Raw genomic sequence first — 17,650 nt, 5'->3', positions numbered from 1 at the left:
GAAACTAGAAGTAGTAAGAATATTTTAAGTAAAGACTAGTCGTCATGAATAAAAAGATTCTAATAATTGCGTTCCTCTTGTTTGCCACGTTTGCTTTTTCGCAGACTACGGTTACCCTGCAAGATCAATGTAACTGTGAAGTGTTGAGCGGTACGCTGGTAACGGTACCGGGTTCAGGAACACCTGCGGGAGCTGATATTGGTGATATCTACGTTAACACCAATACGGGTACCATTTATTTTTGGGATGGCGATTCATGGGAATTGACCTCTACGGATAGTCAACAAATCCTTGATTTTAGTTTCGACAACTTGACGAACGAACTTACTTTAGAATTGGAGAACGGTGGCCCGCCAATTACGGTAATCTTGCCCGCGGAGACGCTAACGACGCTCGCACTGGGCGCGGACGGGAACAGCCTTGACTATACCGATGAGAACAACCTTACGACGAACATCCCGTTGGGTGTCGGTACGGTGGCATTGGGCGCCGATGGCAACTCGATCGACTATACCGATGAGGAGGGTTCGATAACGAACGTCCCCTTGGGCGTCGGCACTTTGACCTTCGACATTTTGACACGGACGCTGACCTATACCGACGAGGAGGGCGCGGTGACGAACCTGGTGCTCCCCGCTGAGACCTTGACCACGCTCGCACTTGGCGCGGACGGGAACAGCCTGGACTATACCGATGAGAACAACCTTACGACGAACATCCCGTTGGGCGTGGGCACTGCGGCATTGGGCGCTGACGGCAACTCGATAGACTATACGGACGAAGAGGGCACGATAACGAACGTCCCCCTGAATGTGGGCACGCTGGCCTTCGACAACCTGACACGTACGCTGACCTATACCGATGAGGAGGGCGCGGTGACGAACCTGGTGCTCCCCGCTGAGACCTTGACCACGCTCGCACTTGGCGCGGACGGGAACAGCCTCGACTATACGGACGAGAACAACCTGACGACGAACATCCCGTTGGGCGTGGGCACTGCGGCATTGGGCGCTGACGGCAACTCGATAGACTATACGGACGAAGAGGGCACGATAACGAACGTCCCCTTGGGCGTCGGCACGCTTACCTTCGACAACCTGACACGTACGCTGACCTATACCGACGAGGAGGGCACGATAACGAACCTGGTACTCCCCGCGGAGACGCTGACGACACTTGCACTTGGCGCGGACGGCAACAGTCTTGACTATACCGATGAGAACAACCTTACGACGAACATCCCGTTAGGGGTCGGTACGGTGGCATTGGGCGCTGACGGCAACTCGATAGACTATACGGACGAAGAGGGCACGATAACGAACGTCCCCTTGGGCGTCGGCACGCTTACCTTCGACAACCTGACACGTACGCTGACCTATACCGACGAGGAGGGCACTATAACGAATCTGGTACTCCCCGCGGAGACTTTGACGACGCTCGCACTGGGCGCCGACGGCAACAGTCTTGACTATACCGATGAGAACAACCTTACGACGAACATCCCGTTGGGTGTCGGTACGGTGGCATTGGGGGCCGATGGCAACTCGATCGACTATACCGATGAGGAGGGTTCGATAACGAACGTCCCATTGGGCATCGGCACTTTGACCTTCGACATTTTGACACGGACGCTGACCTATACCGACGAGGAGGGCACTATAACGAATCTGGTACTCCCCGCGGAGACGCTAACGACGCTCGCACTGGGTGCCGACGGCAACAGTCTTGACTATACCGATGAGAACAACCTTACGACGAACATCCCGTTGGGTGTCGGTACGGTGGCATTGGGCGCCGATGGCAACTCGATCGACTATACCGATGAGGAGGGTTCGATAACGAACGTCCCCTTGGGCGTCGGCACGCTGACCTTCGACAACCTGACACGGACGCTGACCTATACCGACGAGGAGGGCACGATAACGAACCTGGTGCTCCCCGCGGAGACCTTGACCACGCTCGCACTTGGCGCGGACGGGAACAGCCTGGACTATACCGATGAGAACAACCTTACGACGAACATCCCGTTGGGGGTCGGTACGGTGGCCCTTGGTGCCGATGGCAACTCGATCGACTATACCGATGAGGAGGGCACGATAACGAACGTCCCATTGGGCATCGGCACTTTGACCTTCGACATTTTGACACGGACGCTGACCTATACCGACGAGGAGGGCACGATAACGAATCTGGTGCTCCCCGCGGAGACTTTGACGACGCTCGCACTGGGCGCCGACGGCAACAGTCTTGACTATACCGATGAGAACAACCTTACCACGAACATCCCGTTGGGTGTCGGTACGGTGGCATTGGGGGCCGATGGCAACTCGATCGACTATACCGATGAGGAGGGTTCGATAACGAACGTCCCCTTGGGCGTCGGCACGCTGACCTTCGACAACCTGACACGTACGCTGACCTATACCGATGAGGAGGGCGCGGTGACGAACCTGGTGCTCCCCGCTGAGACCTTGACCACGCTCGCACTTGGCGCGGACGGGAACAGCCTGGACTATACCGATGAGAACAACCTTACGACGAACATCCCGTTGGGCGTGGGCACTGCGGCATTGGGCGCTGACGGCAACTCGATAGACTATACGGACGAAGAGGGCACGATAACGAACGTCCCCCTGAATGTGGGCACGCTGGCCTTCGACAACCTGACACGTACGCTGACCTATACCGATGAGGAGGGCGCGGTGACGAACCTGGTGCTCCCCGCTGAGACCTTGACCACGCTCGCACTTGGCGCGGACGGGAACAGCCTCGACTATACGGACGAGAACAACCTGACGACGAACATCCCGTTGGGCGTGGGCACTGCGGCATTGGGCGCTGACGGCAACTCGATAGACTATACGGACGAAGAGGGCACGATAACGAACGTCCCCTTGGGCGTCGGCACGCTTACCTTCGACAACCTGACACGTACGCTGACCTATACCGACGAGGAGGGCACGATAACGAACCTGGTACTCCCCGCGGAGACGCTGACGACACTTGCACTTGGCGCGGACGGCAACAGTCTTGACTATACCGATGAGAACAACCTTACGACGAACATCCCGTTAGGGGTCGGTACGGTGGCATTGGGCGCTGACGGCAACTCGATAGACTATACGGACGAAGAGGGCACGATAACGAACGTCCCCTTGGGCGTCGGCACGCTTACCTTCGACAACCTGACACGTACGCTGACCTATACCGACGAGGAGGGCACGATAACGAACCTGGTACTCCCCGCGGAGACGCTGACGACACTTGCACTTGGCGCCGACGGCAACAGTCTTGACTATACCGATGAGAACAACCTGACGACGAACATCCCGTTGGGCGTGGGCACTGCGGCATTGGGCGCCGACGGCAACTCGATCGACTATACCGATGAGGAGGGCACGATAACGAACGTCCCCTTGGGCGTCGGCACGCTTACCTTCGACAACCTTACACGTACGCTGACCTATACCGACGAGGAGGGCACGATAACGAATTTGGTGCTCCCCGCGGAGACAGTTACTACCCTGTCAACTGCAGATAATATTACCTATACCTATACTTCGGAAGATACTACTACCACTTCTTTTGATGGAACGGATGATCAAAATGCTTCTCAAGTGGCACTAAGCCCGAATTTTGATGTTGACGGAGATTTGACCGATGAGACCAATGTTCAGGAAGCTTTGGAAGACCTTGCTGCCAATAGTAGTGATAACCAACAAATTAGTAGTGCTGTAGCCACTCTTAACGAATCCGTAGATATTAACTTAGAAAGAGGTGGTACCACACAAATTGATATTAGGGATGCTGATTCTGATATAACCAACGAACTTTCGGTAATCGGAACAGGAGCACCATCGGGAGCTCCTGCAAATAATAATCCCGGAGCCACCTATATAGATGATGCCGCAGGACAATTATATGTCTATAATGGAACTACATGGGATCCGGTAGGGGGTAACGCCACGCCTGATTTAGACGGTGTTGTCGGCAATGAGTACAACAATGCTTTTTCTATAGTAGGCACGAATTTAAGATTAAGTGATGGGGGAGCCGATTTTGACGTCCCATTATCGAGTTTGGACACACAGGACATTAGTAGTACGGTAGTGACACCGAACCAATCTGTTCAAATAGATTTAGTCAATGGAGGAAACACATTGATTGACATTCGAGATGAGGATGCTGATCCAGATAACGAAATAGAATTACCTACGGGTGGAACGAATGGACAAGTATTATCAACTGACGGTATTGGAACCTATTCATGGATAGATCCGGACACTGGTCCACAAGGTCCAGCGGGTCCAATAGGCCCAGCAGGAGCGGACGGAGCAGACGGAGCAACAGGTCCAGCCGGTCCAATAGGCCCAGCAGGAGCTGACGGAGCAGACGGAGCAACAGGCCCAGCGGGTCCAATAGGCCCAGCAGGTGCTGACGGTGCTGACGGTGCTGACGGAGCAGACGGAGCAACAGGTCCAGCGGGTCCAATAGGCCCAGCAGGAGCTGACGGTGCGGACGGAGCTGACGGAGCAGACGGAGCAACAGGTCCAGCGGGTCCAATAGGCCCAGCAGGTGCTGACGGTGCTGACGGAGCAGACGGAGCAACAGGTCCAGCGGGTCCAATAGGTCCAGCAGGAGCTGACGGAGCAGACGGAGCAACAGGTCCAGCGGGTCCAATAGGCCCAGCAGGTGCTGACGGAGCAACAGGCCCAGCCGGAGCTGACGGAGCAGACGGAGCAACAGGTCCAGCGGGTCCAGTAGGCCCAGCGGGAGCTGACGGAGCAGACGGAGCAACAGGCCCAGCGGGTCCAGTAGGCCCAACGGGAGCAGCGGGTCCAGTAGGCCCAGCGGGAGCGGACGGAGCAACAGGCCCAGCGGGAGCAGCGGGTCCAGTAGGCCCAGCGGGAGCGGACGGAGCGGACGGAGCAACAGGTCCAGCGGGTCCAGTAGGCCCAGCGGGAGCAGCGGGTCCAGTAGGCCCAGCGGGAGCGGACGGAGCGGACGGAGCAACAGGTCCAGCCGGTCCAGTAGGCCCAGCGGGAGCTGACGGAGCAACAGGCCCAGCGGGTCCAGTAGGCCCAGCGGGAGCAGCGGGTCCAGTAGGCCCAGCGGGAGCGGACGGAGCTGACGGAGCAGACGGAGCAACAGGCCCAGCGGGTCCAGTAGGCCCAGCGGGAGCGGACGGAGCTGACGGAGCAGACGGAGCAACAGGCCCAGCGGGTCCAGTAGGCCCAGCGGGAGCGGACGGAGCAGACGGAGCAACAGGCCCAGCGGGTCCAGTAGGCCCAGCGGGAGCTGACGGAGCAGACGGAGCAACAGGCCCAGCGGGTCCAGTAGGCCCAGCGGGAGCGGACGGAGCGGACGGAGCAACAGGTCCAGCCGGTCCAGTAGGCCCAGCGGGAGCTGACGGAGCAACAGGCCCAGCGGGTCCAGTAGGCCCAGCGGGAGCAGACGGAGCAACAGGTCCAGCCGGTCCAGTAGGCCCAGCGGGAGCTGACGGAGCAGACGGAGCAACAGGCCCAGCGGGTCCAGTAGGCCCAGCGGGAGCGGACGGAGCAACAGGTCCAGTCGGTCCAGTAGGCCCAGCGGGAGCTGACGGAGCAGACGGAGCAACAGGCCCAGCGGGTCCAGTAGGCCCAGCGGGAGCGGACGGAGCAACAGGTCCAGCCGGTCCAGTAGGCCCAGCGGGAGCTGACGGAGCAACAGGCCCAGCGGGTCCAGTAGGCCCAGCGGGAGCAGACGGAGCAACAGGTCCAGCGGGTCCAGTAGGCCCAACGGGAGCTGACGGAGCAACAGGCCCAGCGGGTCCAGTAGGCCCAGCGGGAGCTGACGGAGCGGACGGAGCAACAGGTCCAGCCGGTCCAGTAGGCCCAGCGGGAGCTGACGGAGCAACAGGCCCAGCGGGTCCAGTAGGCCCAGCGGGAGCGGACGGAGCGGACGGAGCAACAGGCCCAGCGGGTCCAGTAGGCCCAACGGGAGCAGCGGGTCCAGTAGGCCCAGCGGGAGCGGACGGAGCGGACGGAGCAACAGGTCCAGCCGGTCCAGTAGGCCCAGCGGGAGCGGACGGAGCTGACGGAGCAACAGGTCCAGCCGGTCCAGTAGGCCCAGCGGGAGCGGACGGAGCTGACGGAGCAACAGGTCCAGCCGGTCCAGTAGGCCCAGCGGGAGCGGACGGAGCAGACGGAGCAACAGGTCCAGCGGGTCCAGTAGGCCCAGCGGGAGCGGACGGAGCAGACGGAGCAACAGGTCCAGCGGGTCCAGTAGGCCCAGCGGGAGCAGACGGAGCAACAGGCCCAGCCGGTCCAACTGGGGCACAAGGACCACAAGGTAATGTGGGTCCAGCCGGCCCAGCCGGCCCAGCCGGTCCTACAGGAGCAACAGGAGCGCAAGGCCCAGCAGGAGCAACAGGCCCACAAGGTCCCGCAGGAGACCCAGCAACCGATGATCAAGATTTATCATTGTCATCCCATATATTAAGCCTAACGGGAGACCCTACACCAACACCTGCTATTGACCTATCAGTATATCTAGACAATACCGATGAACAAACGGCGTCACAAGTAGATTCCGATACTCCGGTTGATGTTGATGGAGATGGAACTACGGAGGATACCGTAGAAGATGTAATCCAGGATATAGCGCCTATAGTTTCAAAAGCGGCGAGGATATTCTATCCACCTTCAATTGCGATTGATGCATCTTCTACTGGGAATAATCGAACTGTGGATTTATATCAGGAATATATTGACCAATTTGGCAGTCCCGTAGCTGCGTCGGACGCAACAGCTCCAACGGTACCTACGTATGGTCGTACCGAATTGTATTACTATGTGACCTATGCGGATCCGACAGTGTTTGATACGAGTCCGGCAGAGTTTACAATCAGCGCAGGTGGTGTATTGACCTATGATATTATTGCAACACCAGCGGATTACAATTCATTGATCAATGTGGTCTTTGTAGTAAAATAAGTTGAACAAACTAAACGATCCCAAATCGAATTGAAGTCCGTATTCACATATAAATCATTAGTCCTCAGCATTGTTCTTACTTTGCTGGGGATTGTTGCATCCAATGCCCAGTTTCTATTGCAGGCCCCGAACAGCACGGATGAAACCAACTATCGTTGGTATGAGGCTTCGGATACCAGCACGATTTTAAGCACGGACTCCTTTTTAGAGGTAACTGATCGTGGAGTCTATTTTGCCCTGTACGATGGAACACTTTGTGGAAGAAACGCTTCGAGCTATTTTATTCTTACCAATTGCAATTCACCATTCAACGAAGTTACACTTGATATAACGGATAATACCAATAACGTATCACCCAGTGCTACATTAACTTGGAGTCCTGCAGTATCGGGTGACCAGACCCGTCCGACTGTAATCGCAACCGAAACTCCAGTAGAATATCAAGCGACCATTACAAAAGTTGGGAATAGTTTCAATCTGCCCATGTTTACGGTGGTCTGTATCTACGAAGCGGCTACCTTGGTAGATGATGTAGTTACGACGGACGAAGATCAGTCTGTTGTTGTTGATATTTATGCGAATGATTCTGACTTGCCAACGACTGGAAATTTAACAACTACAAATCCTTCCAATGGAACAGTAACCATTGATAACAATGGTACGCCGAATGATCCGACCGACGATATCGTCACTTATATTCCGAACCCCGATTACAATGGGCCGGATAGTTTTGACTATACCGTCTGTAACACCTTTGGTGATTGTAGTACGGCCACAGTAACAATCGATGTACTTCCTATTGTTGATGCGATCGACGATGCTGTAGCGACAATGGAAGATACACCAATCGATATCGATATTCTGGCCAACGACAATGACCTTCCATCCATCGGGACTTTAACGACTACAAATCCATCTGATGGAACTGTGACCATAAATGACAACGGTACTCCCAATGATCCATCAGATGATACGGTAACCTATACGCCAAACACTGGTTTTGTGGGTGCTGATACGTTTACATACACTATTTGCGACGATGTTGGCAATTGTAGTACGGCCGACGTAACGGTTGTGGTGACAGATGCCATCGATTTGGATGCCGATGATGACGGAATTGTGGATAATCTTGAAGATCTTGATTTAGACGGTGATGGTGATGCATCAACGAATCCAACGGATACCGACGGTGACGGATTTCCCGATTATTTGGATATAGATAGTGACAACGATGGTATTCCTGATAATGTGGAAGGACAAACTACAGCAGGTTACATTCCTCCTAACGGACAGGATTTGAACAATAACGGTTTGGATGACGCGTATGAAGCCAATGGTAATCTGGGAATTTTCCCTGTCGATACCGACGGAGACCTTTTAGCTGATTATTTGGATTCGGATAGTGATAATGATAACGTACCTGACAGTATCGAGGCGCATGATCATGATCATGATGGAATTCCAGAAGTCACATTGATCGGTTCTGACAAAGATAATGACGGTCTTGATGATGGTTATGAGGGTACAACTGCCATTGACCTTGACGTCAACGATGAAATAGATGACCCGTTCAACAATTTACCGAATACTGATGGTGATGGAGAATCGGACTATAGAGACACCGATGACGATGATGACGGCATCGAAACTATTGACGAAGATCTTAATGGTGATGGTGATTATTCGAATGATGATTCCAATGGTAATGGTATTCCCGAATACTTGGAACCGAACTTACCGGATACTGAAATAGAGGTTTTTAACGTTATAACACCCAATGGTGACGGAATTCACGATGTATTGTCGATAGCCGGACTGGAAAATTATCCGAACAATACCCTCAAAATTTATAACCGATGGGGTGTTCTAGTCTATAGTACCAATGCATATAATACCGAGGGGAATGTATTCGACGGTACTTCGAAAGGTAGAGTAACCGTACAGGCCGATAACATGTTACCGGTCGGCACCTATTTCTATATTTTGGATTATGAGGTTTCGGAAGGAAATATGAAAACCCTTTCAGGATATCTCTATATAAATAGATAAATGATGTTGATAGCTAAAAAGGGCAAAAATAAAATTTTGATCAAAAGACTCACATCATGGGTATTTGGGGGCATATTTTTTATTGTCACTGGAAGTTTTGCACAGCAAGATGCACAGTACACCCAATACATGTACAATACCGTTAGTGTGAATCCAGGGTATGCGGGATCCAGAGGGCATATGAGTATTGCTGCCCTACACAGATCTCAATGGGTGGGCCTTGATGGTGCCCCAAAAACGCAAACCTTGAATTTACACTCGCCTATAGGATATCGTGGGGTAGGACTCGGCGTTTCAATAGTAAACGACCAAATAGGTCCGACATCCGAAACGAATTTCGATATCGATTTTTCATATACTATTTATACTTCGACTGAAGGTAGGTTGAGTTTTGGCCTTAAGGCAAGCGCACATCTTTTGGACGTGCGTTTCTCGGAACTCAATCAATTTGCTCCTGACCAAACCTTAGAGCAAGATATCGATAATCGTTTTTCCCCCAATTTTGGTGCAGGGATCTATTACCATACCCAAAAATTTTATGCGGGTCTTTCGGTACCCAGATTTTTACAGACATCTCATTTTGATGAATCATCCCTATCTAGTGCCAAAGAACAGATGAACTTCTATTTTATTACAGGCTACGTATGGGATTTGAACCCTTTCTTAAAATTCAAACCCACCCTGCTCACCAAAGTCGTACAAGGTGCCCCATTACAGGTTGACCTATCGGCCAATTTCATGCTGAACGATAAATTTATCTTAGGTGCTGCATATCGTTGGGATGCTGCCGTAAGCGGTATGGTCGGTTTTAATATTTCTGAAAATATTTTAATCGGTATGGCCTATGATCGTGAAGTTACCGAACTGGGTAGCGCCGCTTTTAACGATGGTTCTTTTGAGGTTATTTTGAGATATGATTTCATTAAGACCAAGGGACAGATGAAATCGCCAAGATTTTTCTAACATTTCATTATCCATATATATGAATAAAAGCCCCATTGGACTGCCATAGAAAAGCCTATGCCCCCTAATAAAACTAACCAAACCGAACCTCTATCCGGAGCGATGAAAATGTTACTTTTCATTGCTTTGCTAAGTTGTGCCCAACTATCTTTTGCCCAACCTGCGAACGATGATTTCGTTAATTCCATTGATATTTCCTCCTTAATCAATTCTTGTTCGGCTGATGACGCCTATACGACCGTAAACTCTACAGGTGATGGCAATGCAGGAAGTGAATGGAACGGTGGGGTGGTAGATAATAACGTGTGGTTCAGTTTTGTGGCACCTGCCAATGGACAAATTAATATTAGACTTCGTAGAAGTACCTCCCCAAGTGCAATTCGATACGCACAGATTGCACTTTGGGAAGCTGACGGACTAACTGAAATACGAAGCGAAAATTGGTATACACAATATGACAATGTCAATATAGGTCATGTTGGTCTTACGCCTGGAAGCACGTATTATATTTCAGTAGATAGTCATGGTTCATCTACCACCGGTACTTTTGCTCTGTGTTTGGAGGATGTAATGGATTATGACTTTTACGAAGGGGCCTTGGATATTACAGGTTTTATAAACGGATGTTCCGCGAATGCCGCATATAATTCGTACGGTGCTTCGGCGGACCGAAACAGCGCCAGTGAATGGTCTGCTGGTGGCCCCAGACATAATCGATGGTTTCGATTCGATGCCCCTCTTTCGGGGGAGATTCGAGTCATTGTTAGAAGGGGCGGGGGTGCCGGTGATCCTTTGGGTACACAACGCTTTACGCAGTTGGCACTTTGGGAAGCCGATGGCGTTACAGAACTTGCCAGTGATAGGTTCGACTCTGCAGGATCTCACGTAGATGCGAACTATTTGGGCTTGACTCCCGGTTCTACCTATTATATTTCAGTGGATTCCTATGCGGGACAAGGTTCTTTTACGCTTTGTCTTCAAGATCAGGTTGATTACGATATGTATGAAGGGGCAGTTGATGTTACCGGTCTAATAAATACTTCTTCCGCCGATGCGGCTTACAATACTTTGGGTGCTTCACCAGATTTAAACCCAGGTAGTGCTTGGGGTGTTGGTGGACCGCGTGCAAATCGATGGTTCTACTTTGTTGCCCCAGCAACCAATCAAGTGAACATAACAGTTGATATTGGGGGCGCCAAGGGAAGCCAGACAAGAACGTTGATAGCGCTTTGGGAGGGTGACGGGGTTACTGAGGTCACCAGTGCAATCTACGCCTTTCCCAACCAAGATGTAAACCTTAGAGTACCCGGCCTTATAGCCGGTAATACCTATTATATTTCCGTTGACGCCCACACAATTAGTTATAGAGGTTCCTTTACATTAGGTTTGGCCACAGACAATGATATGGATGGAATTGGAGATCGGGTAGATTTTGATGACGATAACGACGGGATTCCCGATAGTATCGATGGGTGCAGGGATTCTAACATCTCTGGTACGATAGGAATAGGAAATAATGTTGTTGATGATACCTATTCGATAGACGGTACAGATTTGACCTATACATTGAATAATCCTGATAACGTTGAGATTTTTGGATATGATGCCGGTCTGAATGGCCCATCCATAAGACTGCGTGGCGATGCTGGTCAGTCAGGTAGTTTGACTTCGACCTTTAGTATTCCGATAGCGAAGGTCAGCTTTAAGATGACAGACTTCGACAATAATACACGTTGCACCATTGATGTCTATGATGAAAATAATGTGCTTTACGACCTTACAACAGAAGGTGTTACGCAAGTAGGTTCTATAATAACCCAAACGGGAAATCTATTCGTGGCAGACGCCGTAGACTCTGACGGTGATGACCCTGCCGATGACCCTATTGGATCCATTCTGTTTTATTTTGAAGGGCAAGTGAGTCGTATTGTCCTTAGTTTTGAATACCCTACAGACTCTTCTACAAGATTCACCCAACCCGTATTTTGCAGTTTGGATACTGATGCCGATGGCGTCATCAATATTTTTGATTTGGACAGTGACAATGATGGGATGTTGGACGCGGTAGAGTCTGGCCACGGACAGGCACATACCAATGGTATTGTTAGCGGTGCAGTTGGTAGCGATGGCATTCCCGATTTGGTTCAGGCGAATCCAAATGATGGGATGGTTAACTATTCTGTCGGTGAGAGCGCCGATGATTCCGATACCATCCATAACTTTTTAGATTTGGATTCTGACGGTGACGGCATTCCTGACCAGGTGGAGGCGCAAACCACGATAGGCTATCTTTTGCCAAGTGGATCGGTGGATACCTTTGGAGTAGATCCAGCATATCCCTCGGGAATCGTACCCACAAATACAGATAGCACGGATAACCCAGATTATTTGGATACAGATTCGGACAACGAAGGGGCCAATGATACGATTGAAGCCGCAATAACACTTTCAGGTAATGACACCGATAACGACGGTCTTGACGACGCAACCGATGCGACAGGGAATTATTCGGATGTTGGAGGTACCATAGATTACCCATTGACCGCACCCGTAATACTTCCCGATTTGGATAGCGACGCTTCCTCGGGCGGTGACGTCGATTTTAGGGATGATATAGAAGATCGACCTGATACCGACGGTGATGGTATTGTTGACTTTTTGGATTATGATATTGATAATGATGGAATCTTGAATACGGATGAAGGTGCTGAGTGTATTGATGACGATTATATTTCATGGACCCTGAATACACCACCAGGAAATTTAAGTTTAGATTTTGTGCAAAACCCTAGCATAACGGATTGGTTGGTTGTTACCAATACTGATATCTCATTTAGTGGAATTACTGCAAGTACTCCAGCACAACAAGTAGAATTAAGAAATATAAATGCTAATAATTTCAGTGAGGCCTTTGCTGCGAATGACTATGTTGAAGTCTCGTTTACTACAGGCACTAACTTGATGCAACCGGTAATCACAGAATTGGCCACGGGTTGGTTCGAACCTACTGTAGGTGATTCTTACCAAATCGCGACCCTGATTTCTAGTGATGGTTTTACTTCTTATGATATTCTTTCCATTGATATTGATGTGAATAGTAGTTATACTGATTTGTTACCAGGAGATCGTTTAACTCAAAGTAGAGATGAATTTATCAAATTAGATGAGAATACCACCTACACCATTCGAACCTATGTTTATGGCCATATTGATGATAATGCAGCGGATTTTTCGGTATGGGATGATTTCACTATTCGCTTTTCCACTTGCGAAAATTTAGATACCGATTTAGATGGAGTATTTAACTATCTTGATCTAGACGCTGATAATGATGGCATATTTGACGCTGCTGAAGCTGGCCATGCACAGCCTCAAACCAATGGTAGGGTTAACGGTTCAGTAGGCACTGACGGTATACCGGATGTTGTGCAGGTTGATCCAAATGATAGATTGGTTAATTATACCGTAGCAGAAAGTACAGATGACACCGATACGCTATTTGACTTTTTGGATCTCGACGCCGATGGAGATGGCCTTCCCGACAATGTGGAAGCACAAACAACCATTGGTTATATCGCCCCAAGCGGTACGGTAAATGCCAACGGTTTCGATACTGCTTATCCTTCAGGAATAAACCCAACAAATACCGATGGTGCAGATGCCCCTGATTATTTGGATCTGGATTCCGATAACGAGGGAGGAAACGATACTTTAGAAGCACAGATTACTTTGTTAAATTCAGATGCTGATAATGACGGCCTAGATGACTCCACTGACGCAACAGCAGATTATTCCGATGTTGGTGGTACAATAGATGATCCACTTTCAGGAGCGATAATTCTATTGGACACGGATAAAGATGCCAATTCAGGTGGCGATGTCGATTTCAGGGACGCACAGGATGACCGATTGGATACCGATACTGACGGCATTGTTGATGCCATAGATCTTGATGACGATAACGACGGCCTTTTGGATTCCGAAGAACTAAACGTTATTGTAGGAAACACGCAACCAGATTGTACTGGTGAGACCATTCTCGATTTTAGTACTCCATCGTCGCTTGAGTCCGGCACCGCATTACAGCAGGGGGCAGTCTACAGATTTTCGAATATAACATCGGGTACCGATGCCTTGGTGACTATTGTAGAGACGTTCAATGCTTCCGTGGCAGACATAGATAATAATACTTCAGAAGCACAGGCCTTTAGGCCGCGAACGGCGTTTGATATTTCGAATGTAGGTAAGGAAGGGTATATTGAATATCGTATGCAGTTCGTGAATTCTGGAGGTACGACTCCGGTAACGGTTCCGAAATTCTTTATAAACATCAATGATACTGATGGCAATGTAGACTATAGTGAGGAAATCTATGTAGAGAATCCGACGAATTATATAGTATCTAATCCAACGGATTTATCGATTTCCTATGAGTTTCCTTGGATCGTAGCCACGGGTGGAACGACGGAGTACACAGGAGCAGGCAATACCAATCCACAGGCCAATTTTGGTATAAATTATGAAAACCGATCCGAGATTCGTTTCAGGGCTGGTATTACCACTATCATACCTGCCGTAGCGGCCTCCGGAAGAGAACATAATCTTGATTTTCGCTGTACTACGAATTATATAAATCCTGAGATTTATGTATTGGACAGTGATAAGGACGGCTATCCTAATCCGATAGATTTGGATACCGACAACGATGGAATTTATGACGCTGTGGAAGCAGGTCATGGGCAGTCACAAACTAACGGAAGAGTAAATGGAAGTGTAGGTGCTGACGGTGTACCCGATGCCGTACAGGCAGACCCTGATAACGGAATTGTTAATTATACCGTTTCAGAAAGTTCAGATGATGCAGACGGCATGTCAGACTTTGGCGATTTAGACTCCGATGGTGATGGAATTCCTGATAATGTGGAAGCACAAACAACGATTGGTTATATAGCACCTAACGGCACCGTAGATGCAAACGGAGTTGATTTGGCCTATGCTGCAGGAATAACCCCCACTAATACCGACGGGTCTGATAATCCTGATTACATGGATACCGATTCCGATAATGATTCCCGAACCGATTTGGAGGAAGCCTTAAAATGGATTGCCGGTGCCGACATTGATAATGACGGTTTAGATGATAGGTCGGACAATGATTTAAGTGGCTATTCGGATCCAGGTGGAATTATTGACGATCCACTAAACGCCCCGATTATGCTACCTGATGAAGATAATGATGCATCCACTGGAGGCGATGTCGATTTTAGGGATGCATCGGACGATCGCCCCGATAATGATAACGATGGAATGCCCGATATCGTCGATTTGGACGATGACAATGATGGTATTTTAGATACCGATGAAGGTTGTGGCAATCTGATACTGAACGCTTCTTTTGAAAGAGACGATTTTACCAATACCGCAACGTATGCCAATGCAGGTGATAATGGGGCCTATATTGGAGCAGATTTGAACACAGACCAAATTTCAGCTTGGGATTACACCCAAAATATGGATGCTTGGGTTGACGGAGGTACTTGGGCCCCGGCATTTCATGGTAGACAGTACATGGATCTGATCGGAAATGCAACAAGGTCAGGTGGCGTAATGAACGAATTCAGTCAGGAAATCAATACAGTACCCGGAAATACCTACACCCTTTCACTGTATTGGGGGGAGGATTATGGTCACTTATCAGGCACCACGGTTGATTTACAAATAGATGTCATCGATAGTTCAAGTGCCACGATTTTTAATGATAGTCAAACCACTCTGGCTCAAGGTCCCATAGCTGGTGTTCGCGGTCCAAATACCTGGTTTTACTATGAGAGTACTTTCGTTGCGACCACAGAACAAACTACGGTGCGATTGACTTCCGATGCCCCTGGGCCAAGTTTCCATTCAGGTGCAAATATCGATTTTGTTAGTGTTACCGTCACGAATCCTTCATCTTGTATGGATACTGACAACGACGGGGTTATCGACGCCTTTGACTTGGATAGTGATAATGATGGAATTTTCGATGCCGTTGAGGTCGGTCATGGTCAACCTCATACAAATGGAGTCGTAAATGGAACAGTCGGCACAGACGGTGTACCTGATGCCGTGCAGAACGACCCAGACGGGGAGACGGTAAATTATGTGATGTTGGATTCCGACGCCGACGGGGTTGATGATATTCTCGATTTAGATGCCGATGGTGATGGTATTCCTGACAATGTTGAAGCGCAAACGACAATAGGTTACGTTGCCCCTTCAGGGAGTATAGATGCCAATGGAGTTGACACATCTTATACCGCCGGTTTGGTTCCTACGAATACCGATGGAGTCGATAATCCCGATTATTTGGATATCGATTCAGATAACGAAGGGGCCGATGACACTGCGGAAGCAGCGATTACACTTTCCGGAAACGATACTGACAATGATGGCCTTGACGATGCCACAGACGCCACTCCCGATTACACTGATGTTGGAGGAACAATTGATAATCCGTTATCAGGTACGGTAATTCTTCCGGATATAGACAATGATGCCAACACAGGGGGAGATGTTGATTTTAGGGATGCAACTGACGATACCCCCTTGGATATAGACGCCGATGATGATGGTATCTTGGATAGTTTTGAGGATTTGAATGCTGATGGTGATAATGATCCTTCTACGAATCCAACCGATTCGGATGGCGATAGTTATCCCGATTATTTGGATATCGACAGCGATGATGACGGTATTCCTGACAATGTTGAGGCACAAGCAACTTCTGGATATATTCCACCAAGTGGAACCGATGGAAACGCAAACGGCCTTGATGATGCATATGAGGCCAATGGCAATATCGGTATCATTCCCGTGAATACCGATGGTACCGATTTACCTGATTATTTGGATTCCGATAGTGACAATGATAATGTACCTGACAACATTGAGGGTCATGATTTTAATCATGACGGCGTTGCTGATGTGACATTTATCGGCTCGGATAAAGACGATGACGGTTTGAACGATGGTTATGAAGGTGCCGAACAAATAGATATCGACGTGAACGATGAAATTGACAATCCTATTAATGACCTTCCGAATACTGATGGAGACGATGAGTCCGATTATAGGGATACGGACGATGATGATGATGGAATAGATACGATCGATGAGGATATGGATCAAGATGGCAATTACGCCAACGATGATTTTGATGGTGATGGTACACCCGATTATTTAGATAGCGACCTACCGATTGAAATCGATGAGGTAGAGGTATTCAACGTGGTCACCCCGAACGGCGATGGTGTACATGACATACTGACCATTACCGGTCTAGAGGTACGGCCGGAAAATAAACTCCGAATTTACACCCGCTGGGGAATTCTAATTTACTATACCGAATCATATAACACATTGGGTAACTATTTTGATGGTACTTCGCAGGTAAGGCCAGTTGGAGGTAAGGAAAATAAACTGCCTACAGGAACGTATTTTTATCTTTTTGAATATACGGATACCGACGGGTCTTCTAAAAAACTTTCAGGGCATCTCTATTTGAACTAAAAATATCTCTATGGCAAAACTCCGGTATTGTATTTTTCAAAAATGGAAGATCCTACCGGAGTTTCTTATTTATGGTTCTGTCATTAACACTATTCATGATGTACAATAGGGATTAT

At 49.3% G+C, this 17,650-nt stretch carries 4 protein-coding genes; all 4 read left to right on the top strand.

Translation table 11 applies throughout. The features are described 5' to 3' along the window. Positions 1-44 precede the first annotated feature (44 nt). Positions 45-6,974, top strand: a complete 6,930-nt coding sequence (locus tag N8A86_RS02845) for a hypothetical protein (RefSeq protein WP_273567701.1) — start codon at positions 45-47, stop codon at positions 6,972-6,974. 30 nt (positions 6,975-7,004) lie between these two features. Continuing rightward, a complete protein-coding gene (locus tag N8A86_RS02840; protein WP_273567700.1) occupies positions 7,005-9,023 on the top strand; it encodes an Ig-like domain-containing protein in 2,019 nt (672 codons plus the stop codon). Next, positions 9,024-9,986, top strand: a complete 963-nt coding sequence (locus tag N8A86_RS02835; RefSeq protein ID WP_488226199.1) for a PorP/SprF family type IX secretion system membrane protein — start codon at positions 9,024-9,026, stop codon at positions 9,984-9,986. It begins immediately after the preceding gene. Between the two features lie 102 nt (positions 9,987-10,088). Continuing rightward, a complete protein-coding gene (locus N8A86_RS02830) occupies positions 10,089-17,534 on the top strand; it encodes a T9SS type B sorting domain-containing protein (RefSeq protein WP_273567698.1) in 7,446 nt (2,481 codons plus the stop codon). Positions 17,535-17,650 lie beyond the last annotated feature (116 nt).

This window comes from Maribacter halichondriae, assembly GCF_027474825.1.
Classification (GTDB): Bacteria; Bacteroidota; Bacteroidia; order Flavobacteriales; family Flavobacteriaceae; genus Meishania; species Meishania halichondriae.
Note: the sequence above shows the minus strand (reverse complement) of the source record. Positions and strands in the feature narration are given on the sequence as shown.

Bases quoted from the DNA above. Each gene is read 5' to 3' on its own strand.
- N8A86_RS02845 (WP_273567701.1), top strand. From the start codon at position 45: ATGAATAAAAAGATTCTAATAATTGCGTTCCTCTTGTTTGCCACGTTT.
- N8A86_RS02835 (WP_488226199.1), top strand. From the start codon at position 9,024: ATGATGTTGATAGCTAAAAAGGGCAAAAATAAAATTTTGATCAAAAGA.
- N8A86_RS02830 (WP_273567698.1), top strand. From the start codon at position 10,089: ATGAAAATGTTACTTTTCATTGCTTTGCTAAGTTGTGCCCAACTATCT.